Below are 24,443 nucleotides of genomic sequence, written 5' to 3'. Positions count from 1 at the left end.
CCCCGGGCCGCCGGGTGGGTGGGACGGGATCAGCCGCCGATGGCGGTCTTCGCCGAGGCGAGCGCCTGCGGCCACGCCTTCGCGGAGGTGACGTTGCCCGACTCCAGCTCGACGAGCGTGTTGAGCAGGGCCGCGTTGATGGGCGACGTGTCGGGTCCGTTGTAGAAGGACGGGAACTCCGTCACCGACTGCGACATCACCTCGCCGATCTTGGAGTCGCCGAAGAAGTCGTCCGTGTAGGCCGAGACGGCGTCGCTCCCGATCGCGGCGGTCGCCGCCGGGAACGTGCCGGTGCGCTCGAAGTGCTCCTGCTGGGCCTCGCCGGACATCATCGTCTCGATGTACTGCCAGGCCGCCTGCGGGTGCTCCGCGCGGGCCGGGATGGCGATGACGCTACCGCCCCAGTTGCCGCCGACGCCGGGGACGCTCGCGACGCGCCAGTCCCCCGCGGTGTCGGGGGCGTCGGTCTTGATGCCCTGCAGGATCCACGACGGCGCGACCGTGACGGCGAACGCGCCGTTCGCGCGGCCCGGCGCCCAGCCCGACGACCACGCGGCGATGCCCGCGCTGATGCCGGCGTCATGCGCGTCGACCGCGACCTGGAACGCGTCCTCGACCTGCGGGTTCGTGTCGTAGACGAGCTCGCCGTCCTCCGAGTAGTACTTCTCGCTCACCTGGTTGACGGTGGAGAAGAACACGCTCGTCTCGATGTTGTCGACGAACGGCTTGCCCGTCGCCTTCGTGTACTGCTCGCCCATCGCGATGAACGACGGCCAGTCCTTCCACATCGCCGCGACCTCGTCGGGCTCGGTGGGCAGGCCCGCGGCGGCGAAGAGGTCGGCGCGGTACGCGAAGCCGAGTCCGCCCACGTCGGTCGGGATGCCGATGACCGAGCCGTCCTCCGCGGTGGCCGCCTTCGCCGCCCACGGCAGGTAGTCGTCGGCGATGCCGTCGCCGCCGAGCGTGCGCAGGTCGAGGAAGTTGGCGCTGTTCTCGACGAACTGGGGGAGGTCGTCGTTCTGGATCATGACGAGGTCGGGGACCTTGCCGCCCGCGAGCGCCGCGGTGAGCGCCGTCGCGGTCTCCGTGGTGGAGCCGACCTCGGTCAGCTTGACCTTCGCGTCGGGCTTCTTCTGCTGGTACTCGGCGACGCCGTCCTTGGCGCCGATGCCGGTGAAGGACCAGAAGGAGGCCTCCGCGTTCGGGTCGTCGGATCCGGCGCCGCCTCCGCCGGACGAGCATCCGGTCAGGGCGACGGCGACTGCGGCGGCGGCGATGGCGGCCGTCAGGGTTCTTCTCACGATGCTTCCTCTTCATTGGGGATCCGCGCGGCGTGATCGGAGCGCCGGTGCTCCCGCCGAGAGAACGATCTCTTGGCGTCACCGTAGCTCGCGTGCCGGGGTCGTGCAAGCGGCGATGCCGAACCGAGACCGGCGCCCGGACATCGATCTCCGCCTAGGATCAGGGAGGCTCCGCGCCCGTGGGCGGCGCCGATCCGGGAGGGGTCCATGACCAGCACGGCGGCCGCCGCATGACGCGCCCCACGCTCGTCGACGTGGCGCAGGCCGCCGGCGTCTCCCGCGCGACCGCCGCGCGCGTGCTCTCCGGCGGCACGAAGGTCGACGCCCGCATGTCCGCCGCCGTGCTGCACGCGGCCGAGCAGCTCGGCTACGAGGCGAACAGCGCGGCCCGGATGCTGCGCGGCGGCCGGGCGGGCGCGATCGGCCTGGTCATCGCGGTCGACGAGCTCGACAGCCTCACCGGCACGTTCTTCACCTCGGTGCTGAAGGGCGCCGCGAAGGCGCTGCATGCCGCCGACCTCCAGCCCGTGCTGCTGCCGGCCGACCAGGACGACGCCGACCGGATCCCCCGCTTCCTCCGCTCGCGCGCGGTCGACGGCGCGGTCGTGATCCTCCAGCACGAGATCACGCACCTCGCCCCGACGCTCGCGGACTCCCCCGTGCCGATCGGCTGGGTCGGCCGCCCGCGCGGCGCCCTCGCGGACGACGCGATCATCGTGGACTCCGACAACCACGGCGGCGGGCGCCTCGCGGCCCGCGCGCTCGCGGACGCCGGGCGTCGGCGGCTCGGGATCATCGCGGGGCCGCACGACATGGAGCCGGCTCGCGACCGGATCCGCGGCTGGCGCGACGAGCTCACCGAGCTCGGGATCGAGCACGGCGCCATCGTGCACGCCGAGTTCACGCTCGAGAGCGGCGCGGCCGCCATGGCCCGCCTCCTCCACCGGCACCCCGACATCGACGGCGTCTTCGCCTCCTCCGACCTCATGGCCGTCGGCGCGATCCGCATGCTCCAGGCCTCCGGGCGCCGCGTCCCCGTCGACGTCTCGGTCGTGGGCTTCGACGACGTGATCATCGCGGCGACCTCGGACCCGCCGCTCACCACCGTGCGCCAGCCGCTCGAGGAGATGGGCCGCGTCGCCGCCGAGACGGTGATCGCCGCGTCGCTCGGGCAGGAGGTCGACCGGCAGCCGGTGCTCCCGACGACGCTCGTGCAGCGCGAGTCGGCGTGAGTCCGCGTGAGCCGCGTCACCGCGTGGGCGACGCGAGATCGATCTCGGGCGCGGCGGCCTAGGGGCGCGGCGGCGCCACGGATCCGCGCAGCACGAGCTCCGTCTCCAGCTCCATCCGCGACGCCGGCGAGCCGGTCGCGCGCGACCTCGGCGACCGGTGCGCCTGCTCGAGCATGTGGAACGCGGTGGCGCCCATCTCGGCGATCGGCTGGCGCACGGTCGTCATGGGCGGCATGGCCCACGCCGACTCCTGCACGCCGTCGAAGCCGAGCACGCTGAGGTCGTCGGGGATCCGCAGGCCCGCGTCGTCGGCGGCCTCGTAGACGCCGAGGCCCATCACGTCGGAGCACGCGAAGAACGCCGTGGGCCGGTCGCGCGCGGCGAGCATGGCGCCCGCGGCGGAGCGGGCCCGCTCGCGGTCCCAGTCGCAGAACGCGACGCGCTCGTCCGGCACCACGACGCCCGCCGCGCGCAGCGCCGTCATCAGGCCGTCGATGCGCGCGCTGCCGAACAGGTGCGAGCGGAGGCCGCCGATCACGCCGATGCGCGTGTGCCCCTGGGCGATGAGGTGCTCGGCCGCCATCCGCCCGCCCTCCCAGTTGGTGGATCCGACGCTCGCCACCTCCGCCGGCGGCCGGGTGCTCGGGTCGATGACGACCACCGGGATGCCCGCCGTCGTGAGGGTGTGCAGGCCCGCGGCGGACACGTCGACCAGCACGAGGATCGCGCCGAGCGACGGGCGGCGGAGGAGTCGGCGGATCCACTCGCCGTCGGGTCGGGCGCGCGTGAGCACGAGGTCGACGCCCGCCGCGGACGACTCCTCCTCGATGGCGCTCAGCACGGGCCCGATCCAGCTGCCCTCGATGTGGCCGACGACGACGTCGACGATGCGGCCGGCGCGCGGATCCGGCTCGGTCGCCCGGGTGCGCGGTCGCCGGCGGTAGTCGAGGGCGTGGGCGGCGCTCATGACGCGCTCGCGCGTCGCCTCGGAGACGTCGGTGCCGCCGTTCAGCACCTTCGAGACGGTCGGGACGGTGGTGCCGGCCCGCTCGGCGATCTGCGCCATGGTCGGCCGGGGCGCGGCCGCTCTGCTGTCCATGGGCGGAGCCTAGCCGAGCGAGGGGCGTAGTTGCGCAACTTCCGCGCCCTCCCGATGCCGGATCGAGACCCGGCACCCTCTTGCCGCCCAGTGAGCCGGGGTGGACAATGACGGGACGCCGTGCGGAACTCGTGGGAGTTGCGCAACGACTGTTCGATGACGAACTGCGGAGCGATCCGCCCGGCACCCGGAGGACGACGATGACCGCCACCCCGCTCGTCGAGCTGCGTCCGCGATCCGCGTCCTCCCCCGCCGCCCGCCGCGAGGCCGACCGGGGCCGCGACCGGGCCCGCGTCGCCGGCCGCTCCCGCCGCGTCGATCCCGCGCCCGACGACCGGCGCGACGACCTCGTCTGGCGCAGCGGCCGCCTCGAGCTCCACCTCCGCCGCGCCGCCGACGGCCCGGTCGTGCTCGCGCGGCTGGTCGCGGGGTGCGTCGAGACGGTGGTCGCGGAGCCGGTCCCGCTCGTCGACGCGCTCGTGGCCGAGGGCGTGGGCACGGGCGTGGGATCGGGCTCGGGCGTCGGCTCGGGCGTCGCGGCGGCCGTCGGCTCGGGCGTCGCGGCGGCCGTCGGCGCCGACCTGCGATACGTGGCCCACTCCGTCTCCGCGGACGGCGCCACGCTCGTGCTCGTGCAGGCGACGGCCGCCGGGATCCGCGTGACCGCCACCCTGCACGGCCGCGACGGCGCCCTCCGCAGCACCGTGGTCGTGACCAACGGCACCGGCGCCCCCGTGCGCGTCGCGGCCGTCACCTGCTGGGCCGCGCCGCTCGGCGTGCGGCTCGACAAGGGCGACGTGCCGGATCCGGCCGCCGACTGGGAGCTCCTCGAGGGCCGGGTGGATGCCGCGGGCGTCGAGCGCTGGTCGGCGCGGGCCCTGCGGAGCGGCGAGCTGCTGCCGTGCCCGGGCGCGGGAGGCGCGGGTGGCGCGGGAGCGGGACGCGGATCCGTGGATCGCGCGTTGGCCGCCGCCCTCGGGACCGGGACCGGGCCCGCCCTGCCCGTCGCCGCCCTCCTCTCCGAGCGGCAGGAGGTCGCCTGGCTGTGGGAGGTCGCGGCCGACGCGTCCTGGCGGTGGCAGGTGCTCGAGGGCACCGCCGACTGCCGGCTCGCGCTCTCGCGCCCCGCCCCCGCGGAGCCCACCACCGCGGCGCCGCTGGCCCCCGGCGCCTCCACCGCCCCCGCGTCGGCCCTCCTCGCCGTGGGGGCCGACCTCGAGGACGCCGCCGCGGCGCTGACCCGCGCCCGGCGCGCCGAGCACCGGGCGTCCGGCGCGATCCCGTCCGACCGCGTCCACGACGCGACCGGCATCGCGACCGCGGCGCTCTCGACGCTGCCCGAGGAGACCCGGATCCCGGTGCGCCTCCGGTCCGACATGACCACCGCGGAGACGACCGCGGCGCTCGTCGCCGGGCTCGCGGGCGTGCTCCACCTCGACGCGGACGACGCGGACGACGCCGACGACGCCCTGCGGCCGGATCAGCGCGCCCTCGCCGCCGACGCCCTCCGGGTCGCCGACGACCTGCGCGACGGCCTCACCCGCTCCGTGCCGCTCTGGCCCCGGGGGGTCCCCGCGGGCGACGACCACGTGACCTGCGCGGCGCGCGACACCGGGGACGCGGTCGTCGTCGCGATCGACCTCGGCGACGCGGACGCCGCGCTCCTCTCCTTCCCGTCGCTCCTCGGCCGCCGGGTCGACGTCGTGCTCGTCTTCCCGCGGGTGCCCGAGGGAGGCGCGGCGGGCGGCGACGCGGAGTGGGACGCCGTGCGCGGGATCCTCACGGTGCGGTCGGCCCCGGGCGGGCCGTCCGCGCGCGTGCTGGAGCTGCGTCGGCGGGCGTGAGCCGGCGGCGCGCGTGGTGCCGCCCGCCGAGACCGGCCGTCAGCGCGGCCACGTGCGGCAGGGTCGGCCCGTGACCCCCGACGACGCATCCGCCGCCCGCCTCCTCGCCGCCTACGACGCCCAGCTCCGCACCGACGCCGAGACGACGGACGCGCTCGACGTGCGCGAGCTCGGCCCGCTGCGGCTCGCCGCCTTCCCCGGCGGCCGCGGCTTCATCACGTACGCCGACCTCGGCGGCCTCGACGAGGAGGCCATCCGCGAGCTGGTCCCCGCGGCCCTCGCGCGGTTCCGCGACGACCCGACGATCACGGCGGTCGAGTGGAAGACGCGCGGCCACGACCGCGCACCCGGGCTCGACGGGATCCTCCGCGCGCACGGCTTCGCGCCCGAGGAGCGCGAGACGATCATGCTCGGCGAGGCGCGCGGGCTCGCGGTCGACGTGACGCTGCCCGACGGCGTGACGCTCCGCCGGGTCACGGCCGAGGCCGACGTGCGGGCCATGAGCGCGATGCAGGACGAGGTGTTCGGCGACGCGGTCTCCTCCGACCACGCCGACGCGATCCTCCGCCGGCTCGAGCTCGACGACGCGATGGAGCTGTGGGTCGCGGAGGCCGACGGCCGGGTCGTCACGGCCGGACGCCTGCAGCCGGTGCCCGGATCCGACTTCGCCGGCATCTGGGGCGGCGCGACCGTGCCGGGGTGGCGCGGCCGCGGGATCTACCGCGCGCTCACAGCCGCCCGCGCGCGCTCGGCCCTCGCCGCCGGGCGGACCCTGATCCACAGCGACTCGACCGACCTGTCGCGCCCGATCCTCGAGCGGTCCGGCCTCCTCGCCTGCTCCACGACCACGCCGTACGCCTGGTCGCGCTGACCGCGGCGCACGGCCCGCCCCGCGGGATCCGGAGCCGGCATCGCCCGAGGCCGCCCCCGGCCGCCCCCGCGCCCACCGGAGTTGACTGGCCGGGTGCAGACGTTCCTCCCCTACCCCGAGCTCGACGCGAGCATGGCCGTGCTCGACGACAAGCGGCTCGGCAAGCAGCGCGTCGAGACGCTGCAGGTGATGAGGGCCGTGACCGTCGCCGGCTACGGCTGGCAGAGCCACCCCGTCACGCGCATGTGGCGCGGATACCGGCCCGCGCTCATGGAGTACCAGGAGGCGACCTGCGCCGAGTGGATGCGGCGCGGCTTCGCCGACACGTGCTTCGAGAAGACGCTGGCGGTCATCGCCGAGGTGCCCGAGGACCTCGCCGCGTACTCCGAGGGGCGCATCGTCCGGCCGCCGTGGTGGGGCCGCCCCGAGCTGCACCTCTCCCACCGCTCGAAGCTGCTCGCCAAGGCGCCGGAGCTGTACCGCCCGTCGTTCCCCGGGGATCCCGACGACCTCGACTACGTCTGGCCGGTCGCGAGCGCGTGATGCATTCCCCCACCCGGGGTACCGTTGCCTCGTGAGCGACATGAGCAGCGCGACGCCCTCGGGGCGTGGGGAGGTCGTCGGCGGCACGTCCGTCGGCACCAGGTAGTCACGGATCCGTCGCCGCGCCCGGTCGGGCCGGCCGCTCCCGGCACGCCGTCGATCCTCATGGGATCCGGCCGCCACCCCTGACACCCGATCCCGCGGCACCGCCGCGACCCCGTACGAAGGCAGCCATGCTCCCCCTCACCGAATCCGACATCCGCGCGTCCCTCGTGAACGCCTCCCAGCGCGAGGCGCGCGACGTCCGCCTCCCCGACGGCTTCGCCGACCTCGCCTGGGACCGCCTCGACTTCCTCGGCTGGCGCGACCCGAAGGCCCCGCAGCGCGGGATCGTCGTCGTCCCCGCGGGCGACGAGCTGATCGGCGTGCTCCTGCAGCAGGCCGGCACGGCCCCGCGCTCCCGCGCCCAGTGCTCGTGGTGCCAGGACGTGCGCCTGCCCGCGCCGGTCGTGTTCTACGGCGCGCGCCGGGCCGGATCCGCCGGCCGCAACGGCAACACCATCGGCACGCTCGTCTGCACCGACTTCGAGTGCAGCGCCAACGTGCGGAAGCCCCGGCCGATCCCGTACCTCGGCTTCGACCCCGAGGCGGCGACCGCGCAGCTCATCGAGGACCTGCGCACGCGCGTCGCGTCCTTCGCGGCGGACGTGGCGTCGACGGCCTGATCCGCTGCTACGGCGGGGCCGGCCGCGACCGCGGGGCCGGCCGGCGTGCCCCGGCGTCGGCCATGCTCGGAGCATGCTGCTGCGCACCGTGATCCTGTTCGCCCTCGCCGCGGTCGCCGAGATCGGCGGCGCCTGGCTCGTCTGGCAGGCTGTGCGCGAAGGCCGGCCGTGGTGGTGGGCCGGGCTCGGCGTGATGGCGCTCGGCGCCTACGGGTTCATCGCGTCGCTGCAGGCGGATGCCTCGTTCGGCCGGATCCTCGCGGCGTACGGCGGCGTGTTCGTCGCCGGCTCGCTCCTGTGGGGCGCGATCGTGGACGGCTACCGACCCGACCGGTGGGACGTCGCCGGCGCCGTGATCTGCCTGCTCGGCGTCGCGGTGATCATGGCGGGCCCGCGCGGCGCGGGCGCCTGAACCCGGGTCGACGCGGGAGGCCGATCCCGCTCACGACGGCGCGCCCGCCCCGGAGGACGGACGCGCGCGGTGGGTCGGCCGGATCCGCGCATCGGGGGCAGCGGACCCGACCGGGTCTCGGGGGGAGCTCAGGACTCCGGGGTGCACACCGTCGCGAGCGCGGTGCGGAAGGCCTTGCGGTGCGCGTCGTCGAGGCCCTGGCCGAGCTCGCCGCGCGCGTCCTTCACGAGGTGGCCGCAGGACCGGTCGTCGAGCGCGTCGTGCGCCTGGCCGATGGCCGGGATGAGGCGGGCGTCGACCGCGTTGATGCGCGGGCGGACGCTCGTGGTGAGGTCGGGCGCGGTGGTCGGCGCCTCGTCGGGGTGCGCGTGCCAGCGGGCGATGAGCGCGTACTGCACCTGCTTGCTCGCGGTGATCTGCGCTCGCATGATGCGCTCGGCGGCGACCGGGTCGACCCCGTCGGCCTTCGCGGCCGCGATGGTCGCGTCGATGACGGCCTGCTCGCGCGCGGGATCCGCCACGGCCTTGCCCGACAGGTACTTCGACGCGGCCACGTCGTCGGCGATCTCGAGGCGGTCGAGCGCGGCGGACGCCACGGCGGTGACGGCCTGCTGCTCGGCCGGATCGCGCGGGCACGCCTGCGCGGGCGCGGCGGCGCCGAGCACGGCGGCGAGGGAGACGGCGAAGGCGGACGACACGAGGAGCGCGCGGTGGGGCATGGGGATCCGTTCTGCGGAGGGCGGGTCGATCGAGGGGGGCGAGCGGGTCGGCGCACGTCGGGTCGGGTCGGCGCGGTCGGGTAGCGGCGAGCATAGGCAGACGACGCGCCCGGGCGGACGGCGGCGTCCACAGGCCGGCCCGATCGGGGGCGGGGGCATCGCGCGCGGTCGTCGATAGCGTGGGCGGATGACCGCACCCGACGCCGCGCCCGACGCCGCCCCTGCCTCCGACGCTCCCGGCAGGTCGGGCGCGATCCGCGGCGTCCGCGGCGCGCTCCTCGCCCTGGTCGTCGGCGTCGCCGCGGCCGCGCTCGGCCTGCTGCCCTGGATCCTCGCGGGCCTCCGCCTCCCGCTCCAGGACCTGTGGGCGCAGGACGTCGCGTCCGCGGCGGACATGCCCCTCGCGCTGCTGCCGCTGAACCAGTACACGGTCGCGCTGCTGGCCGCGGTGATCGTGGTCGGCGGCGGGCTCGCCGGCGCGGCCGCGCGGATCCTGCGACCCCGGCTGCCTCGCGGCGGAGCGTGGCTGGTCGTCGCGGGCCTCGTCGTCGCGCAGGCGCTCGCGCTCCTGCAGGCCGCGACGGTCACGGCCGACGGGCTCGGCGTCGACGACCCGCAGCCCGTCGGCGTCGACCGCACGGGCGCCGTGATCAGCGAGGCGCAGGTGGACCTCGTGGCGTTCGTCGGCGGCACGGTCGCGGCGATCGCCGTGGCCGCGGTCGTCGCGCTCGTGCTGGCCCTCGCGCCCGTCGGGCTCGCGGTGGTGGCCGCCGCCGTGCCGGCCGCGCTGCTCGCGGCGTGGGTGACGAGCGCGCCGCCGGTCGTCGACGGCGGATGGATCGGGTCGATCGAGCCCGCCCTGACGGCCGTCGCGCGCTGGGTGCCGTCGGTCGCGCTCGGGCTCGCGATCGCGGCGACGGGGCTGCGCGGCGCGGGCCGGATCGTGGGCGCGGTGCTCGCGACGGTCGTGCTCTGGCTCGGCCAGGCGCTCGTCACGGCGGTCTCGTCCGCGCTCGGATCCCGGGCCCTCCTCCGCTACCCGCTGGAGCTGGTCGACTTCGCGAGCCAGGTGTTCGTCGCGGCCCTCGGCCCGGCCGCGCGCGTGCTGCCGGAGCTCGCGGTGCTCGTCGTCGTCGCGGTCGCCGGCGCGCTCGTGGTGCGGCGCCGGCGCGTGCGGTCCGCGGCGGCCTGATCCGTCCGGCCGCTAGCGGCGGCCGCGCGCGGATCCCGGATCCGGCGCGCTCACGCGTCACGCCCGGGGGTCGGGTCGGCGGCGGCTCGGTCGCCGTCCCCGGGATCCGTCCGAGCCGCCCGAGCCGCCCGTCCGCGGAGCGCTCGACGGAGGCACAGGACCGCGAGCGACGCGCAGACGACGGCCACCGGGATCGCCACGGGCCAGCCGAGGCTCGGCCCGGCCCAGCACCGGAGGGGCGCCTCCCCGAACCGGCTGCAGCCGCCGGACCACACGCCGACGGCGAGGACGGCGGCCGTGAAGAGGATCGCGGCGGCCGCGTCCCAGACGGGACGCGGGAAGGAGGCCATGCGCTCGACGCTACGGCGCCGTGCGACGCGGCGCGCGCCCCAGCTCGGGGCACCCCGCGCTCAGCCGGCGAGCTCCCGCAGCAGCCGCGGCAGGTCGCGCATGTCGTCGAAGGCCGTCGCGCCCGCGTCGCGCAGCCGGTGCGCCGGGGTGAGCCCGCCCGCGTAGCCGAGGGCGCGCATGCCCGCGGCCCGGGCGCCCTGCACGCCGTAGGGGCTGTCCTCCACGACGACGCAGCGCGCCGGATCCACGCCCATGCGCGCGGCCGCGAGGAGGAAGAGGTCGGGCGCGGGCTTGCCGTGCTCCACCTCGGTGGCGCTGGAGATCCGCCCCGCGAAGCGCGGCAGGAGACCCGTGCGCGCGAGGTTCGCGTGGATCTTCGGGAAGCCGCCGCTCGAGGCCACGCAGGTCGGCGTCGTGATGCGGTCGAGCGCGTCCTCGATCCCGTCGACCGGCCGCAGGTGCGCCTCGAACGCGTCCGCGTAGCGGTGCAGGTAGGGCGCGTCCCAGTCGTCGGCGAGCGGGCGGCCGAGGTGCGCGGCGACCTCGGCCGTGAAGGACGCGTGCGACTTCCCGACGAAGCGCTCGACCACCTCCTCGGTCGTGATGTCCCAGCCGAGCTCGGCGAGGACCGCCCGGTCGATCTCCACGGCGAGCACCTCGCTGTCGACGAGCACGCCGTCGCAGTCGAGGATCACGAGGTCGACGGGCGCGCCGGGTCGGGCCGACCCGCTCATGCCGGGGGGAGCTCGGAGGCGCCGGCGGCGCGCATCACGCCCGACGGATCCACGAGCACGCGCGCGAACGCCAGCTCGGCCGCGCCGATCATGAGCCGGTCGGGGCCGAGGGCGGCGCGGCGGATGCGCAGGGCCTCGCGCGCGCCGGGGAGCGCCTGGGCGGTGGCGCGGGCGAGGATCCGGTCGGGATCCGCCGCGTGCAGCGAGCCGAGGAACCCGCCGAGCACGACGAGCGACGGGTTGAAGATGTTGACGACGTTGCGCAGCGCGACCGCGAGGTTGTCGATCTGCCGCTCGACCTCGCGGGTGACGGCCGGTTCACCCGCCGCGAGCGCCGCGGCGAGCACGTCGCCGAGCTCGTCGGCGCGGGCGCGCGGGAGGCCCGTGACCTCGAGCAGCGCGTCCTGGCCGACGGTCGTCTCCAGGCAGCCGACGGCGCCGCAGTGGCACAGCTCGCCGCCGGAGTCGACGAGCGTGTGGCCGAGCTCGCCGCCATAGCCCTCCGCGCCGCCGAACGGTCGGCGGCCGATGAGCACGCCGCCGCCGACGCCCGACGCGCCGCCGTTGAGGTAGACGAGGTCGTCGACGTCGCGGCCGGATCCGAAGCGCCCCTCCGCGACGGCGGCGAGGCTCGCGTCGTTGGCGGCGAGCGCCGGGAGCCCGGTGGCCTCGGCGAGGAGCGCGGCGAACGGCTCGTCGACCCAGCCGAGGTGCGGCGCGAGGCGCACGAGGCCGCCGTCGAAGCGCACGAGGCCGGGGACCGCGACGCCGACGCCGAGCACGCGCGCGTCGGGCCGGGCGGCGAGGAGGTCGGCGCGCAGCTCGGCGACGATCGCGCTCGCGAGGTCGGCGGCCTGCGCGGCGGTCGGGATCCCGTCGGTGTCGCGGCGGACCCGCCGCTGCACGACCCCGTCGAGGCCGACGAGGCCCACGGTGACGGCGTCGATCTCGGGGTTGACCGCGAAGACGACCATGCGCGGATCCGCCGAGACGATGGGGCTCGGCCGGCCGACGCGGTTGGTGCCGGGCGGCTCGGACTCGACCACGAGGCCGAGGTCCTGCAGCTCGCCCACGAGCGCGGCGATGGTGGAGCGGTTGAGGCCCGTCTCGCGCGTCAGCTCGGAGCGCGACGCGGGGCCGGTCTCGTGCACGATCTGGAGCACGGTCGCGAGGTTGGAGCGGCGGACGTGGTCGGGCGTCGTGCCGCGGGAGCGGGCGTCGCCGGCGGGCGGGACCTCGCGGGAGCGCGGATCCGGCGCGAGCGGCACCGCGCGGGCGGGGTCCGCGACCGGGGCGAGGGGCGCGCGCTCGGCGTCGCCCGTCTCCTGCCCGGTCACTGGATCCCCACCCGACGAGGCTACCCGGCGGCGGCCGGGCGGGCGACGGCCGCGGCGCCGGCGGACGCCTGCCCCTGCAGCGCCCGGCGCACCCCCTGGCCGCGCCACGACTCGAGCCGCGCGCGCACGTCGTCGCGCCGCTCGTCGGCGAGCGCGGTCGCGTGGGCGCGCTCGAGCACGTCGTCGATCGCGACGCGCGCGTCGGCGTCCTTGGACTCGATCGCGGCCTCCACCATCGCGAGGCTCATCACGTTGCCGTGCACCTCGCCGTGCGGCCGCTCTCCGGTCCGCAGCGCGCGCACGAACGCCCGCAGCGAGCCGGCGATCTCGACGCCCACCGACTCGGCGGCCGCGGGCTCCGCGGGCGGTCCGTCGGGCGCGTCCGGGACGTCGCTCGTGGGCGCGTGGTCGCCGTCCCAGAGGGCGGTGCCGTGCGCGCCGCTCAGCCGCCAGGATCCGTTCCACGACGTCTCCGCGCCCGGGCTGCACCAGCTGCCCGTGTAGACGTAGCGCACGCCGCCCTCGAACGTGAAGACCGCGGTGGCGCCCGCGTCGCCGCGGTACCAGCTCCACGCCGGGTTGTACGACTCGCACGAGACGCTCACCGGATCCGCGTCGAGCAGGTACCGCACGGCGTCGAACTGGTGCACGGCCATGTCGAGCAGGAGCACGTCGTCCATCTCCTCGCGGAACCCGCCGAAGCGCGGGGCCTTGAAGAACTCGGTGGTGACGATGCCGACGCCGCCGAGGTCGGCCGCCCGCCGCTTGAGCGCGACGAGCTGGTCGTTGTAGCGGCGCGACTGGCTGACCATGAACAGCTCGCCCGTGATCTCGGCGGCCGCCGCGAGCGACAGCCCCTCCGCGACCGTGAGCGCGACGGGCTTCTCGCCGAGCACCGGGATGCCGGCGAAGAGCGCCTGCGTGGTGACGGGGTGGTGCGCGCGCGGGATGGTGACGTCGATCACCGCGTCGGGCCGCACCCGCTCGATCAGCTCGCCGAGGTCGGTGGACGCCTCGGCCGTCGCCCCGTGCGCGGCGGCGCCGTCCCGCGCGGCCTGCTCGTCGAGGTCGACGACGCCCACGAGCTCGACGTCGGGATCCTCCGCGACCGCCTGCAGCCACTGCCGCCCCATGCCGCCCGCGCCGACCTGCACGACCCGCAGGCGCGCGCCGTCGGCCGGCGCGACGACGCGGTGGTCGGCGCCCGTGCGCTCCCCCGCGTCCGTCATCGCTCGAGCGCCCCGGCGTAGTCGGCGCCCTGGAAGAACTCGCCGGACTCGTAGCGGAGCAGCGTCGGCGTCTCGCGCTCGCGGTCGGGTCGGGCCCACTCGCAGGCGTTCGCGATCACGCGGCGGACGTCCCTGTGGTGGTACACGGGGAAGTCCTGGTCGCCGGGCGAGAAGAAGAAGATCCGGCCGAAGCCGCGGCGGTAGGTCATGCCGCTGCGGAACACCTCGCCGCCCGTGAAGCCCGAGATGAAGACGAGCTCGTCGGGCGTGGGCACGTCGAAGTACTCGCCGTACATCTCCTGCTCGTCGATGACGATGGGGTTCGGCACGCCGCGGGTGATGGGGTGCTGCGGGTTCACGGTCCACACCAGCTCGCGGTCGTGCTCGCTGCGCCAGCGGAGCGTGCACGTGGTGCCCATGAGCTTCGTGAAGATCTTCGACCAGTGCCCCGAGTGCAGCACGATGAGGCCCATCCCGGCGAGCACGTGGCGGTGCACGCGCTCGACGATCTCGTCGTCCACCTCGGCGTGGGCGGCGTGGCCCCACCAGGTGAGCACGTCCGTGCGGGCGAGCAGCTCCTCGGTGAGGCCGTGCTCGGGCTGGTCCATGGTGGCGATCTCGACGTGCGCCCCGGGGAGGTTCTCCTGGACGCCCTCGGCGACGGCGCCGTGCATCCCGGTCGGGTAGCGCTCCTGCACGTGCTGTTCGATCTGCTCGTGGCGGTTCTCGCCCCAGACGGTGACGCGGAGCGGGGAGGTGGTGTCGGTCATGGTGTCTCTTCTCTGAGGATCGTGCGGATGTCGGAGGCGGCGGGAGGGCCGTCGGGAGCGCGGGCGCGCGGGAGCCGGATCACTTGACCGCGCCGCCCGTCGCTCCCGCCGCGATGAAGCGCTGCGCCGCGAGGAGCAGCACGATCGCGGGGAGCGACGCGAGCACGGCCGTCGCCATCACCGTGCTCCAGTCCGCGGTGTACGTCCCGATGTACTGGTAGATCCCGAGCGTGATGGGGCGCACGTCGTCGGTGGTGGTGAGCGTCAGCGCGAACAGGAAGTCGCTCCAGGTGAAGAGGAACGTGAAGAGCCCGGCCGTGATCACGGCGTTGAGGCTCACCGGCAGCACGATCGAGCGGAAGGCCCGGAAGTTCCCGGCGCCGTCCACCTTCGCGGCCTCGATGATCGACGGCGGGATGTTCGCCATGAACGCCCGCATGATGAGGATCGCGAACGGGATGCCGGCCGTGGAGTCCGCGAGGATCAGCCCGGGGATCGAGTTGAGCAGCCCCACGTCGTTGTACGCGGCGTAGAGCGCGTTGGCGACGACGATGCCCGGGATCATCTGCGAGATGAGGATGCCGAACAGCACCGCGTTGATCCAGCGGAACCGGAACTGCGCCAGCGCGTACGCCGCCGGGGTGGCGACGGCGAGGCTCAGCACCACGCTGCCGAGCGCGATCACGAGGCTCGTGCCGAGCGCCTGGCCCTGCTCGCGGAGCGCCGTGGCGTACCCGCCGAACTGCGCCTCGAACGGGAACCAGGCGGCCTCGATGGCGGGGCCGGCCGGCTGCAGCGAGATGTTCACCATCCAGTAGACGGGGAACAGCATCAGCGCGAGGATCACGATCCCGACGACCGTGGAGATCCAGCTGCGGTCGGCGCGCGGCCTCCGCGACCCGACCGGGCGCGGCAGGGCGGGACGGGAGGCCCCGCGGGCGGGGGCGACGCGGGCGGCAGTGTCAGTCATCGACGGCCTTCCTGTTCGCGCGGAGGTAGACCACCGCGAACACCGCCGAGATGGCGATGAGGATGTTGCTGAGGGCGGCGCCCGACCCGAAGTCGAACTGCTGGAACGAGAGCGTGTACGACTGCGTCGCGATGGTCTGCGTCGCGTTCGCGGGTCCGCCGTTCGTGAGGCCGAGGATGATGTCGAGCACCTTGATCGTGTAGACGACGCCGAGCACGAGCACCACGCCCACCACGGGTCGCAGCAGCGGCCAGGTGATGTGGCGGAAGCCCTTCCAGCCGGTGGCCCCGTCGAGGGAGCCGGCCTCGTACAGCTCCGGCGGGATGTCCTGCAGGCCGCCGTAGAGGATGGTCGTGTTGAACGGGATCCCGATCCACACGTTCACCGCGATCACCGTGATGAGCGCGAACGCCGGGCTCGTGAGCCACGGCACCGGGTCCTGCACCGCGCCCGTGCCGAGCAGGAACTGGTTGAGCACGCCGGAGTCCTGGTCGAGGATCCACTTCCACACCGCGCTCGAGACGATGAGCGGCAGCAGCCACGGCAGGAGCAGCAGCGCCCGCAGCAGCCCGTTGAGCGGGAACGAGCGGCGGAAGAACAGCGCCAGCACGAGCCCGATCACGAACTGGCCGAGGATCGACCCGGCCGTGAACAGGAACGTGTTCAGCAGCGCCGTGGAGAAGATCGACGACGAGATGACGGACGCGTAGTTCGCGAACCCGACCCACGGCGCCTCGCCCGTGTAGAAGGTGGTCGTCGTGTACTCCTGGAAGCTCATGACGATGTTCTTCACGACGGGGAAGCCGAAGAAGAGCACGAGGTAGACGACCGCCGGCACCAGGAACATCGCCTGGAAGAAGCGCTCCCACCTGAAGCGGGGACGGCGGCGCACGGGCCCCCGCGCGGAGGCCGCGACCCCGGCGCCCCGGGCCCGCCCGGCCGCCTGCGCGGTGGGGCGGGCGGGGACGGCGGTCGTCGCCATCAGCCCTGCTCGGCGTTCTTCAGCGCGTCCTCCGGGGAGGACTGGCCGGTCAGCGCCGACTGCACGGCCGTGTAGATCTTGGTCGCGGCCTTCGGCCACGCCTCGCCGAGCTCACCGGTGCGGGCGCGGGCGTCGGCGACGAGGTCGACGAACACCTGCTCCGCGGGCACCTGCTGGCCGAACTCGGTGGCGACGGCGGTCTTCGACGGGATCGTGAAGCGCTTGGTGGCCATGTCGAGCTGGTTCTCGTCGGAGTTGAGGCACTCGACGACCTTCGCGGCCGTGGCCTGCTTCTCCTTGTTCCCCGTCTGCGGCACGGTCCAGACCTCGCCGCCCAGCGGGGCGACGGCGGTGCCGCCGGCGGTGGGCGCGGGGATCTTCGCGATGCCGTAGTCGACGCCCGACTCGGTGAGCGCGGGGATCTGCCACGGGCCGTTGATCATCATCGCCGTCTTGCCGGCCATGAACTGGTCGTTGACGTCGGACTGGGTCCAGTTGACGACGCTCTGCGAGGCCGAGCCGTCCTTCACGAGGTCGGTCCAGAGCTGGAGCGCCTCCGCGGTCTCGGGGGTGGCGATGTCCTTCTCGTCGCCGCCGTTCGACCACATGAAGGGCAGGAACTGCCAGGTGCCCTCGTAGGTGGCGTTGGCGTCCATCGCGATGCCGTAGCGGTCGCCGTCCTTCAGCGCCGCGGCCGCGGTCTTCATCTCGTCCCACGTGGTGGGCGGCTGGATCCCCGCGTCGGCCAGCATCTTCGTGTTGTAGAACAGCGCGATCGTGTTGACGGTGGGCGCGAGGCCGTACGTCTTGCCCTCGTAGGTGCCGGCGTCCACGACGCCCTTCGCGTAGCCGTCGGTGGAGATGCCGAAGTCCTCGAGCGGGGCGAGCGCGCCGGTCGCGGCGATCTGCTGCAGGTCGGGGTTGTCGAGCATCAGCACGTCGGGGAGGGTGCGCGAGGAGGCCTGCTGCAGCACCTTCTGGATGAGGCTCGAGCCCGGGATCGACGTGCGCTTGATGGTGACGCCGAGCGACTCGCCGCACTTCGTGAGGGTGTCGCCGATGACCGTGTTGTCGTTGCCCTCGTTGTAGTAGTCGGTGACGGTGATCGTCGTCGGATCCCCGCCGGACGAGGATCCGCCTCCCCCGCCGCCGGAGCAGCCGGCGAGCACGAGGGGGACGGTGGCCGCGAAGGCGGCGGCGCCGATGAGTCGGCGGCGGCGGGCGGTGGATCGTGGGGACATCGCGTGGTCTCTTCCTTGAGGTGGCGGTGGGTCCGGGGTGCGACGACCTCCTGATCCGCCAGCTCCGCACGCATCCGGGAGGCGTCGTCGCGCACCCGATGGCGGCGACGCTAACACCCGATCGGGGGTTGTGTAAAGCGGTTAACCACAGGCGGAGCGGGACGGGATGCCGCCGGACGCTGGACGCCGCCCGGCCGGGCGCGGATCATGTGGAGCGCACCCGCAGCTCGAGGAGGAGCCCATGCGCACGTTGACCGCCGGCCTGTTCGCGTCCGTGGACGGGGTGGTCGAGGACCCCCACCTCTTCCAGCACGACTCGTTCGACGCCGAGCTCGGCGCCGGTCTCGGGCGCATGATCGGGTCGGTCACGACCGCCGTCATGGGCCGGCGCGGGTTCGAGGCGTGGTCGGCGCACTGGCCCGCCGCGCCCGCCGACGATCCGTTCGTCGCGTTCGTGAACCCGCTCGAGAAGCTCGTCGCGTCGACGACGCTCACGGGCGACCTCGGCTGGAACGCCACCCGCATCGAGGGCGACGTGCTCGAGGCGGTCGCGGAGCTGAAGCGCGGCGAGGGCGGCGAGATCGCCGTGCTGTCGAGCATCTCGCTCACGCGGGCGCTGCTGTTCGCGGGGCTGCTCGACGAGCTGACCCTGATGGTCCACCCGGTCGTCGCGGGCGCCGGCCGGCACCTGTTCGACCCGGGCGACCCGATGACGCGGCTGGAGCTGCGCCGCTCGGAGGTCACGAGCAAGGGCAACGCGGTGCTGACGTACGCGCGGCGCGACTGAGCGCGCGCGGTCCGGGCCGGCGCCTCCTGCGCGCCGGCCTCCCGCTCAGCGCGGCGCGACCGGCGGCAGCAGCCCCTGCTCGGCGGCGGCCGCGCGGGCGATCAGCAGGGTCGGGTCGACGATCCCGCCCCCGGCGATGAGCGCGTCCAGCTCGACGACCGGCATCCGCACGAGGCGCACCTGCTCGGAGGGGTCGGAGCGGTCGGGCGTGCCCGCGGTGGTCGGCGCCGTGCACGCGAACACGTGCACGAGCCAGGCGGCGCGGCCGGGGTTCACGGCGTAGGTGCGCAGCGGCCGGACCTCCGGTGCGACGAGACCGAGCTCCTCCTCCAGCTCGCGGCGGGCGGCGTCGGCGGGCTCCTCGTCGGCGTCGCCCGCGCCGCCGGGGAGGTCGAGGATCCACCGCCCGAGCGGGAAGCGGTACTGGCGGGTGAGGAGCACGGCGTCGCCGTCGACCACGAGGGTCGCGACCGCGAACGGCACGCTCTCGTCGACCAGGTACCGCGAGGCGGACCCGTCGGGCAGCACGACGCCGTGGTCGACGAGCACGACGCGTCCGCGGTGGGCGTCGCGCCGGTCGGTGGTGGTCCAGCCGGGCTCGGCATCGGCGCCGCTCGCGACCGGATCCGCGTCGCGGGGGACGGGGTCGGCTCCGGGGACGCTCATCCCGCGAGCCTAGGCGCGGGCCGCCGCGGCGCCGAGCGGCCGTGTGCGCGCCGCGAGCAGCGCCATCAGAGCAGCCCGCCCAGCGCGATCCCGAGGCCCGCGGCCGCGACGCAGGCGAGGAGCATGCCGACGCCGTTCGCGAGGGCCGCGCCGAGCCGGCCCGCCTGCGCGAGGCGCACGGTCTCGAGGCTGGCGGTGCTGAAGGTCGTGTAGCCGCCCATGAGTCCGCCACCGAGGATCAGCAGCAGGTCGTGCGGCAGCCCGGCGTGCGCGGCCGCGCCCGTGAGGAGGCCGAGGCCGAAGGACCCGGTGACGTTGATGACGGTCGTGCCCCACGGGTACGAGGCGCCGAGGCGGCCCTTCACGACGCCGTCGACGAGGAGGCGGAGGGCGGATCCGGCGCCGCCGGCCACGCAGATCAGCGCGAACACGAGGGGGCCGGTCACGACGCCGCCCCCGTCCCGCGGCCGGCCGCCGAGCGCCGGTGCAGCGCGCCGCCGACCGCGATCCCGGCGAGCGAGGCGACCGCGCCGGCCACGATCGAGAGCGCCGCGTACGCGAGGGCGACGCCGAGCGCGGATCCGGCGAGCGAAGCCGCGTCCGTCGCCAGCGCGCTGTAGGTGGTGAAGCCGCCGAGCACGCCCGTGCCGACCAGCAGCCGGATGCCGCGGCGACGGCCCTCGTCGGGCCCGCGGAGGGCGAGCGCCTCGAGCAGCGCGCCGAGCACGAAGGCGCCGACGAGGTTGATCAGGAGGATCGTCACCGGCAGGCCGCCCGCGGGCGCGGGCCAGGTGAGCGCGAGGGCCTCGCGGATCCCCGTGCCGACGGCGCCGCCGAGCGCGACGAGGCCGAGCGACGAGGCGCGGAGGTGGACGGGCTGCGGCGGGCGGTCGTGGGGCGAGCGGTGGGTCATGGGGTCTCCCATCTCGGATGGCATGGCGGTGCCGTGAGACAGGGACTGTCGTCGACGAGGATGTCGAGGTTCGGGTACGGCGAGCCCCACCGCCGCGCCTCCCGCGGGAGGCCCTCCCGGAGGAGGAACGCCCATTGAACCACGGGCCGGGTGCGCGCGGGCCGGACGGCCCCGCGCCCGGAGCCCCGCGCCCGGCGCCCCGGCGCCCCGGCGCCCCGGCGGATCAGCGCGGCGCGCGGTCGAGCGTCACCGCCACCGACTCCCACAGTCCGGCGAGGTCGAGGGCCGGGTCGCGGAGCCACTGCAGCTGCAGGCCGTCGAGGATCGCGAGGACCTCCACGGCGAAGTCGTCCGGATCCGGGTGCCACGCGGAGGCGAGCGCGGCGATCCACCGCCGCGCCTCGACCGCGCGCTCGGCGAAGTAGGCGTGCGCCGGGTGGGCGGGATCCAGGGCCTCGGCCCCGAGGATCGCGTAGAGCCGCACGATCTCCCGCCGCTCCGCGTTCCTCCGCACGAGTGCGTCGAGCGCCGCCCACGCCGCGTCGGCGGTGACGGACCCCGCGGGCGCCGGACCCATCACGCCCTCGTCGGTCTCGTCCCGGTGCCGGAGGACGGCGACGAGCACCTCCTCCTTGGAGGCGAAGTGGTGCTCGATGCCGGCGCGCGTGATCCCGCAGTCGGCCGCCAGCTGCGACAGCGTGAAGGAGTTGTACCCGCGCTCGGAGACCTGCCGCGCGGCCGCCTCGATGATCAGCTCGCGCCGCCGCTCGGGGGCGAGTCGGGTGCGCACGCGGTCGGCTGCCATCCGCCGATCCTCCCACGCGGCCGTTGCGCTCCCGCGGGAGCGCGGCTTAGGCTCCATTTACCTGCACTGATGCAGGTAAGACGTCGACGACGATGCGGAGAGCCATCACCATGAGCACCGGGACCGAGTTCGAGCAGGGCGTGGAGCGCGTGCGGCGCGGCGAGGAGGCCGGCGCCGTGGCGCAGTCGATCCTCGACGGCCTGACCCCCGAGGAGCGCCTCTCGCTCCTCGACGGCGACGATGACTTCTGGACCGGCATGGCCGAGATGATGCAGCGCTACAACGCGCGCCCCATCACGATGGGCCGCGTCGACCGGGTCGGCATCCCGGGCCTCCGCTTCAGCGACGGCCCGCGCGGCGTGGTGATGGGCGGATCCACCGCGTTCCCCGTCGCGATGGCCCGCGGCGCGACCTGGGACGTCGACCTCGAGGAGCGCATCGGCCGCGCGATCGGCGCCGAGATGCGCGCGCAGGGCGCCGACTTCTTCGGCGGCGTGTGCATCAACCTCCCGCGCCACCCGGCGTGGGGCCGCGCGCAGGAGACCTACGGCGAGGACAGCCTGCTGCTCGGCGCGTTCGGCGTCGCCCTCACCCGCGGCGTGCAGCGGCACGGCATGGCCGTCGCCAAGCACTACGCCCTCAACTCGATGGAGAACGCGCGCTTCACGGTCGACGTCACGGCCGACGACGCCACGCTGCAGGAGGTCTACCTGCCGCACTTCCGCCGCGTCGTCGAGGAGGGCGTGGACGGGATCATGACGGCCTACAACAGCGTCAACGGCGAGTGGGCGGGGCAGAACGAGGAGCTGATGGAGGGGATCCTCCGCGGCATGTGGGGCTTCGCGGGCGTCACCGTCTCCGACTTCATCTGGGGGCTGCGGGACGCGACCGCCTCGCTCCGGGCGGGCCTCGACGTCGAGGAGCCGTTCCGGCAGCAGCGCGCCGAGCACCTGCCCGCCGACCTCGAGGCCGGCCGCGCGAGCTGGGCGGACGTCGACCGCGCCGGCCGCCGGATCATCGCGACCCAGCTCGCGTACCGCGCCCGCGACCTCGACCCGGAGCCCGGCATGGACGTCGTGTTCTCCGCGGAGCACCGGGCGCTCGCCCGCGAGGCCGCCGCGTCCGCCGCCGTGCTGCTGACGAACGACGACGTCGACGGACGCCCGCTGCTGCCGCTCGCCGCCGCGGAGCTGACCCGCGTGACCGTCGTCGGCCGCCTCGCCGACCTGCCGAACACGGGCGACGAGGGATCCTCCAACGTGCACTCCCCCGAGGTCGTCACGCCCCTCGCCGGCCTCCGCGCCGCGCTCCCCGACGCGCGCGTCGACCACGTCGCGGCCGACGACCCGGAGGCCGCGGCCGAGGCGGCCCGCGCCGCCGACGTCGCCGTCGTGGTGGTCGGCTACACGTCCGCCGACGAGGGCGAGTACATCGGCGAGCTGAGCGACCAGGAGGAGCTCACGGCCCTCTTCCCGCCGGCGCCCGATGGCGTCGACCTCGGCGCGCTGATGAGCCAGTCCGGCAGCGAGCTCTCCATGGGCACGGCCGTCGGCGGCGACCGGCGCTCCCTGCGCGTGCGGCCGGTGGACGCGGAGATCATCCGCGCGACCGCCGCCGCGAACCCGCGCACCGTGGTGGTCGTGGTGACGGCCGGCGCCGTGATCACCGAGGAGTGGCGCGACGCCGTGCCCGCGGTGCTCGTGGGCTGGTACAGCGGATCCGAGGGCGGCGCCGCCCTCGCCGACGTGCTCCTCGGCGTGCACGACGCGACCGGGCGCCTGCCGTACTCGATCCCCACGAGCGAGGACCACCTCCCCGCCTTCGACGCCGACGCGACCCGGATCGCCTACGACCGCTGGCACGGCCAGCGCCTCCTCGACCGCGACGGCGTGGACGCCGCCTTCCCGCTCGGCTTCGGCCTCTCGTACACGTCGTTCGCGATCGACGCCGTCACGGTGGGCGAGGTCGCCGACGAGCGCTTCGCGGCCGAGGTGACCGTCCGCAACACGGGCGACCGGGACGGCCGGCACGTCGTGCAGCTCTACGCGGCGCTCGACGCGGAGGACTTCCCGCGCCGCGTGCTGGTGGGCTTCGCGCCGATCGGGCTCGCGGCCGGGGCGACGGGCACCGTGACGATCACGGGATCCACCCGCCCGACGGACCGCTGGACCGCCGAGGGCTTCGTCCCCGCGGCCGACGACGCCGTCGTCGAGGCGTCCGCGTACTCCGGCGACCCCGCCGCGGCCACCGCCTCGCTCCGCCTCGCCCGCCCCTGATCCGACCCCGACCGACCGCCGACCCACCCGCACCACCGACCGGAGGACGACGATGTCCGCGCACCACCCGCCCCGATCCGCCGGGCACGCGCCCGACACCACGAGCATCACGACCGATCCGCACGACGGACGCACCACGTTCCGCCCGGTGCGGCTCGGCATCGCCCTGTTCGTGGGCGCCGCCCTGTGGATCGGCCCGTTCTTCGCGAACAACGCCGTGCTCCTGCCCGCGCGCCTCGAGCAGATCGCGCCGGACGAGAAGGTGGGGCTCATCGCGCTGCTCGCCATCACCGGCTCGATCGTGGCGATGCTCTCGAACATCGTGTTCGGCGCGCTCAGCGACCTGACCCGCAGCCGCATCGGACGACGCGCGCCGTGGATGGTGCTCGGCTCGATCGGCGCGTCCGCCTCCCTGTTCGCCATGCAGGCGGCGGACACCCCTGGCCTCGTCGTCGCGACGTGGATGGCGTTCCAGCTGTTCCTCAACGCGATCGCGGCGCCGCTGCTCGCGATGCTGGCCGACCGCATCCCCGCCGCGCGCCGCGGCACGTACTCCGCGGTCTACGGCGTCGGCCTGCTGCTCGGCGTGCACGGGTCGCAGATCGTCGCGTCGGGCTTCGTCGCGGATCCGGTCGCCGGCATGCTCGTGTTCGCGGTGCTCGTGCTCGTCGCCGGACCGGTCGTGGCGCTCATCGCGCCGGAGAAGTCGAACCGCGACGTGCCCCGCGAGGCGTTCAGCCCGCGGATGCTGCTGCAGAGCTTCTCGTTCCCGCGGCACGGCGCCCGCGACTACTACCTCGCGCTCTCGGGGAAGCTGCTGTTCGTGCTCGGCACGTACTCGCTGACGGGGTACCAGCTCTACATCCTCACCGACCACATGGGGCAGACCACCGAGCAGGCCGGCGGGATCATCGCGCTCATGGCGACGATCCAGCTCGTCACGTCGCTGTTCTTCGGCGCCGTGTCCGGGCCCCTGTCCGACCGGCTCGGCCGACGGAAGCCGCTCGTGATCGCGTCCGCGTTCCTCGTCGCGACCGCGTCCCTGTTCCCGTTCTTCGTCGCGCAGCCGTGGACGATGCTCGTCTACGCGCTCATCGCCGGCATCGGGACGGGCGTCTACAACTCGGTCGACCAGGCGCTCAACACCGAGGTGCTGCCGGACGCGGACAACGCGGCCAAGGACCTCGGCATCCTCAACATGGCGAACACGGGCGGGCAGATCCTGGGGCCGGGCGTGACCTCGGGCATCGTCGGCGCGACGGGTGGGTACGGGCCGGTGTTCATCGCCGCGACGGGCATCGTCGCGGCCTCGGCCCTCCTCATCAAGCCGATCCGGTCCGTGCGCTGACGCCCGCGCCGCGCCGACTGCTGCTCCCCGAAGTCAAGGGGTCGCCCGCAGGATGGCGCGGCGGGACGCGCCTGCGTAGGTTCGAGGTGCGGTGCA

At 75.0% G+C, this 24,443-nt stretch carries 25 protein-coding genes; 10 read left to right on the top strand and 15 right to left on the bottom strand.

The annotated features are described in order from the left end of the window. Positions 1–29 precede the first annotated feature (29 nt). On the bottom strand, positions 30–1,301 hold the full coding sequence (locus tag FGG90_RS12415; RefSeq protein WP_165771360.1) for an extracellular solute-binding protein: 1,272 nt from the start codon (positions 1,299–1,301) through the stop codon (positions 30–32). Between the two features lie 230 nt (positions 1,302–1,531). On the opposite strand from FGG90_RS12415, the gene FGG90_RS12410 reads away from it, so the two are divergent. Continuing rightward, a complete protein-coding gene (locus FGG90_RS12410; RefSeq protein ID WP_094131292.1) occupies positions 1,532–2,533 on the top strand; it encodes a LacI family DNA-binding transcriptional regulator in 1,002 nt (333 codons plus the stop codon). Positions 2,534–2,591: 58 nt separating this feature from the next. On the opposite strand, the gene FGG90_RS12405 is transcribed toward FGG90_RS12410, so the two are convergent. Beyond that, complete coding sequence (locus FGG90_RS12405; protein WP_094126715.1) at positions 2,592–3,632, bottom strand: LacI family DNA-binding transcriptional regulator; 1,041 nt, start codon at positions 3,630–3,632, stop codon at positions 2,592–2,594. Positions 3,633–3,832: 200 nt separating this feature from the next. Here FGG90_RS12405 and FGG90_RS12400 point away from each other — a divergent pair, with 200 nt between their 5' ends. The 5 genes from FGG90_RS12400 to FGG90_RS12380 all read left to right on the top strand — a co-directional run bounded on the left by FGG90_RS12400 (position 3,833) and on the right by FGG90_RS12380 (position 8,027). Further along, positions 3,833–5,476, top strand: a complete 1,644-nt coding sequence (locus FGG90_RS12400) for a hypothetical protein (RefSeq protein WP_094126717.1) — start codon at positions 3,833–3,835, stop codon at positions 5,474–5,476. Positions 5,477–5,546: 70 nt separating this feature from the next. Then, entirely contained in the window at positions 5,547–6,347 is an 801-nt protein-coding gene (locus tag FGG90_RS12395; RefSeq protein WP_094131294.1) for a GNAT family N-acetyltransferase, read from the top strand. 93 nt (positions 6,348–6,440) lie between these two features. Continuing rightward, a complete protein-coding gene (locus tag FGG90_RS12390; protein WP_094126719.1) occupies positions 6,441–6,890 on the top strand; it encodes an MSMEG_6728 family protein in 450 nt (149 codons plus the stop codon). 233 nt (positions 6,891–7,123) lie between these two features. Beyond that, positions 7,124–7,615 (top strand): FBP domain-containing protein, encoded by a 492-nt coding sequence (locus tag FGG90_RS12385; RefSeq protein ID WP_094126721.1) that lies wholly within the window; start codon positions 7,124–7,126, stop codon positions 7,613–7,615. A gap of 73 nt (positions 7,616–7,688) precedes the next feature. Continuing rightward, positions 7,689–8,027 carry a YnfA family protein gene (locus FGG90_RS12380; protein ID WP_094126723.1) on the top strand — a complete coding sequence of 113 codons (339 nt, stop codon included), beginning with the start codon at positions 7,689–7,691 and terminating at the stop codon, positions 8,025–8,027. A 128-nt stretch (positions 8,028–8,155) separates the two neighbouring features. Here FGG90_RS12380 and aroQ read toward each other — a convergent pair whose 3' ends face one another. Next, positions 8,156–8,746 carry a gamma subclass chorismate mutase AroQ gene (gene aroQ, locus FGG90_RS12375; RefSeq protein ID WP_094126725.1) on the bottom strand — a complete coding sequence of 197 codons (591 nt, stop codon included), beginning with the start codon at positions 8,744–8,746 and terminating at the stop codon, positions 8,156–8,158. A 187-nt stretch (positions 8,747–8,933) separates the two neighbouring features. Here aroQ and FGG90_RS12370 point away from each other — a divergent pair, with 187 nt between their 5' ends. Continuing rightward, complete coding sequence (locus FGG90_RS12370) at positions 8,934–9,938, top strand: hypothetical protein (RefSeq protein ID WP_237583378.1); 1,005 nt, start codon at positions 8,934–8,936, stop codon at positions 9,936–9,938. 50 nt (positions 9,939–9,988) lie between these two features. Here the strand turns inward: FGG90_RS12370 and FGG90_RS12365 are convergent, their stop codons facing one another. The 8 genes from FGG90_RS12365 to FGG90_RS12330 form a co-directional block, all read right to left on the bottom strand. Next, positions 9,989–10,288, bottom strand: a complete 300-nt coding sequence (locus FGG90_RS12365; RefSeq protein ID WP_094126727.1) for a hypothetical protein — start codon at positions 10,286–10,288, stop codon at positions 9,989–9,991. 60 nt (positions 10,289–10,348) lie between these two features. Next, on the bottom strand, positions 10,349–11,023 hold the full coding sequence (locus tag FGG90_RS12360) for an HAD family hydrolase (protein ID WP_094126729.1): 675 nt from the start codon (positions 11,021–11,023) through the stop codon (positions 10,349–10,351). After that, the gene (locus FGG90_RS12355) at positions 11,020–12,360 is read right to left on the bottom strand and encodes an ROK family protein (protein ID WP_210433020.1); all 1,341 of its coding nucleotides are present in this window, start codon (positions 12,358–12,360) and stop codon (positions 11,020–11,022) included. Before FGG90_RS12355 ends, FGG90_RS12360 begins: the two co-directional genes overlap by 4 nt. 20 nt (positions 12,361–12,380) lie before the next feature. Next, positions 12,381–13,589, bottom strand: coding sequence for a Gfo/Idh/MocA family protein (locus FGG90_RS12350; RefSeq protein ID WP_094126731.1), 1,209 nt, complete (start codon positions 13,587–13,589; stop codon positions 12,381–12,383). Then, positions 13,586–14,359, bottom strand: a complete 774-nt coding sequence (locus tag FGG90_RS12345) for a ThuA domain-containing protein (protein ID WP_094126733.1) — start codon at positions 14,357–14,359, stop codon at positions 13,586–13,588. Before FGG90_RS12345 ends, FGG90_RS12350 begins: the two co-directional genes overlap by 4 nt. A 79-nt stretch (positions 14,360–14,438) precedes the next feature. Next, positions 14,439–15,329: a carbohydrate ABC transporter permease gene (locus FGG90_RS12340; RefSeq protein WP_094126735.1), complete on the bottom strand. Its 891-nt coding sequence runs from the start codon at positions 15,327–15,329 to the stop codon at positions 14,439–14,441. Beyond that, positions 15,322–16,311 carry a carbohydrate ABC transporter permease gene (locus FGG90_RS12335; RefSeq protein WP_094126737.1) on the bottom strand — a complete coding sequence of 330 codons (990 nt, stop codon included), beginning with the start codon at positions 16,309–16,311 and terminating at the stop codon, positions 15,322–15,324. Before FGG90_RS12335 ends, FGG90_RS12340 begins: the two co-directional genes overlap by 8 nt. Then, entirely contained in the window at positions 16,311–17,552 is a 1,242-nt protein-coding gene (locus tag FGG90_RS12330) for a sugar ABC transporter substrate-binding protein (protein WP_094126739.1), read from the bottom strand. The genes FGG90_RS12335 and FGG90_RS12330 overlap by 1 nt, the downstream gene beginning before the upstream one ends. Positions 17,553–17,793: 241 nt before the next feature. On the opposite strand from FGG90_RS12330, the gene FGG90_RS12325 reads away from it, so the two are divergent. Further along, positions 17,794–18,339 (top strand): dihydrofolate reductase family protein, encoded by a 546-nt coding sequence (locus FGG90_RS12325; RefSeq protein WP_094126741.1) that lies wholly within the window; start codon positions 17,794–17,796, stop codon positions 18,337–18,339. A gap of 45 nt (positions 18,340–18,384) precedes the next feature. On the opposite strand, the gene FGG90_RS12320 is transcribed toward FGG90_RS12325, so the two are convergent. The 4 genes from FGG90_RS12320 to FGG90_RS12305 all read right to left on the bottom strand — a co-directional run bounded on the left by FGG90_RS12320 (position 18,385) and on the right by FGG90_RS12305 (position 20,723). Continuing rightward, positions 18,385–19,005, bottom strand: coding sequence for an NUDIX hydrolase (locus tag FGG90_RS12320; protein WP_094126743.1), 621 nt, complete (start codon positions 19,003–19,005; stop codon positions 18,385–18,387). 65 nt (positions 19,006–19,070) lie between these two features. Beyond that, positions 19,071–19,451, bottom strand: a complete 381-nt coding sequence (gene crcB / locus FGG90_RS12315; protein WP_094126745.1) for a fluoride efflux transporter CrcB — start codon at positions 19,449–19,451, stop codon at positions 19,071–19,073. Further along, positions 19,448–19,918, bottom strand: coding sequence for a fluoride efflux transporter FluC (locus tag FGG90_RS12310; protein ID WP_237583376.1), 471 nt, complete (start codon positions 19,916–19,918; stop codon positions 19,448–19,450). The genes crcB and FGG90_RS12310 overlap by 4 nt, the downstream gene beginning before the upstream one ends. Positions 19,919–20,141: 223 nt before the next feature. Beyond that, positions 20,142–20,723, bottom strand: a complete 582-nt coding sequence (locus tag FGG90_RS12305; protein ID WP_165771361.1) for a TetR/AcrR family transcriptional regulator — start codon at positions 20,721–20,723, stop codon at positions 20,142–20,144. 110 nt (positions 20,724–20,833) lie between these two features. On the opposite strand from FGG90_RS12305, the gene FGG90_RS12300 reads away from it, so the two are divergent. Beyond that, the gene (locus tag FGG90_RS12300; protein ID WP_165771362.1) at positions 20,834–22,999 is read left to right on the top strand and encodes a glycoside hydrolase family 3 protein; all 2,166 of its coding nucleotides are present in this window, start codon (positions 20,834–20,836) and stop codon (positions 22,997–22,999) included. Positions 23,000–23,051: 52 nt separating this feature from the next. Continuing rightward, positions 23,052–24,347, top strand: coding sequence for an MFS transporter (locus FGG90_RS12295; RefSeq protein ID WP_094126753.1), 1,296 nt, complete (start codon positions 23,052–23,054; stop codon positions 24,345–24,347). Positions 24,348–24,443 lie beyond the last annotated feature (96 nt).

This window comes from Clavibacter michiganensis subsp. tessellarius (assembly GCF_021922985.1).
GTDB classification, from domain to species: domain Bacteria; phylum Actinomycetota; class Actinomycetes; order Actinomycetales; family Microbacteriaceae; genus Clavibacter; species Clavibacter tessellarius.
This window is presented reverse-complemented; position numbering and strand designations above follow the sequence as displayed.

Coding starts and splice junctions, on each gene's coding strand:
- FGG90_RS12305 (WP_165771361.1), bottom strand. CDS start 20,723: ATGGCAGCCGACCGCGTGCGCACCCGACTCGCCCCCGAGCGGCGGCGC.
- FGG90_RS12330 (WP_094126739.1), bottom strand. CDS start 17,552: ATGTCCCCACGATCCACCGCCCGCCGCCGCCGACTCATCGGCGCCGCC.
- FGG90_RS12310 (WP_237583376.1), bottom strand. CDS start 19,918: ATGACCCACCGCTCGCCCCACGACCGCCCGCCGCAGCCCGTCCACCTC.
- FGG90_RS12400 (WP_094126717.1), top strand. CDS start 3,833: ATGACCGCCACCCCGCTCGTCGAGCTGCGTCCGCGATCCGCGTCCTCC.
- FGG90_RS12370 (WP_237583378.1), top strand. CDS start 8,934: ATGACCGCACCCGACGCCGCGCCCGACGCCGCCCCTGCCTCCGACGCT.
- FGG90_RS12350 (WP_094126731.1), bottom strand. CDS start 13,589: ATGACGGACGCGGGGGAGCGCACGGGCGCCGACCACCGCGTCGTCGCG.
- FGG90_RS12325 (WP_094126741.1), top strand. CDS start 17,794: ATGCGCACGTTGACCGCCGGCCTGTTCGCGTCCGTGGACGGGGTGGTC.
- FGG90_RS12295 (WP_094126753.1), top strand. CDS start 23,052: ATGTCCGCGCACCACCCGCCCCGATCCGCCGGGCACGCGCCCGACACC.
- aroQ (WP_094126725.1), bottom strand. CDS start 8,746: ATGCCCCACCGCGCGCTCCTCGTGTCGTCCGCCTTCGCCGTCTCCCTC.
- FGG90_RS12405 (WP_094126715.1), bottom strand. CDS start 3,632: ATGGACAGCAGAGCGGCCGCGCCCCGGCCGACCATGGCGCAGATCGCC.
- FGG90_RS12380 (WP_094126723.1), top strand. CDS start 7,689: ATGCTGCTGCGCACCGTGATCCTGTTCGCCCTCGCCGCGGTCGCCGAG.
- FGG90_RS12365 (WP_094126727.1), bottom strand. CDS start 10,288: ATGGCCTCCTTCCCGCGTCCCGTCTGGGACGCGGCCGCCGCGATCCTC.
- FGG90_RS12360 (WP_094126729.1), bottom strand. CDS start 11,023: ATGAGCGGGTCGGCCCGACCCGGCGCGCCCGTCGACCTCGTGATCCTC.
- FGG90_RS12300 (WP_165771362.1), top strand. CDS start 20,834: ATGAGCACCGGGACCGAGTTCGAGCAGGGCGTGGAGCGCGTGCGGCGC.
- FGG90_RS12340 (WP_094126735.1), bottom strand. CDS start 15,329: ATGACTGACACTGCCGCCCGCGTCGCCCCCGCCCGCGGGGCCTCCCGT.
- FGG90_RS12320 (WP_094126743.1), bottom strand. CDS start 19,005: ATGAGCGTCCCCGGAGCCGACCCCGTCCCCCGCGACGCGGATCCGGTC.
- FGG90_RS12410 (WP_094131292.1), top strand. CDS start 1,532: ATGACGCGCCCCACGCTCGTCGACGTGGCGCAGGCCGCCGGCGTCTCC.
- FGG90_RS12335 (WP_094126737.1), bottom strand. CDS start 16,311: ATGGCGACGACCGCCGTCCCCGCCCGCCCCACCGCGCAGGCGGCCGGG.
- FGG90_RS12385 (WP_094126721.1), top strand. CDS start 7,124: ATGCTCCCCCTCACCGAATCCGACATCCGCGCGTCCCTCGTGAACGCC.
- FGG90_RS12345 (WP_094126733.1), bottom strand. CDS start 14,359: ATGACCGACACCACCTCCCCGCTCCGCGTCACCGTCTGGGGCGAGAAC.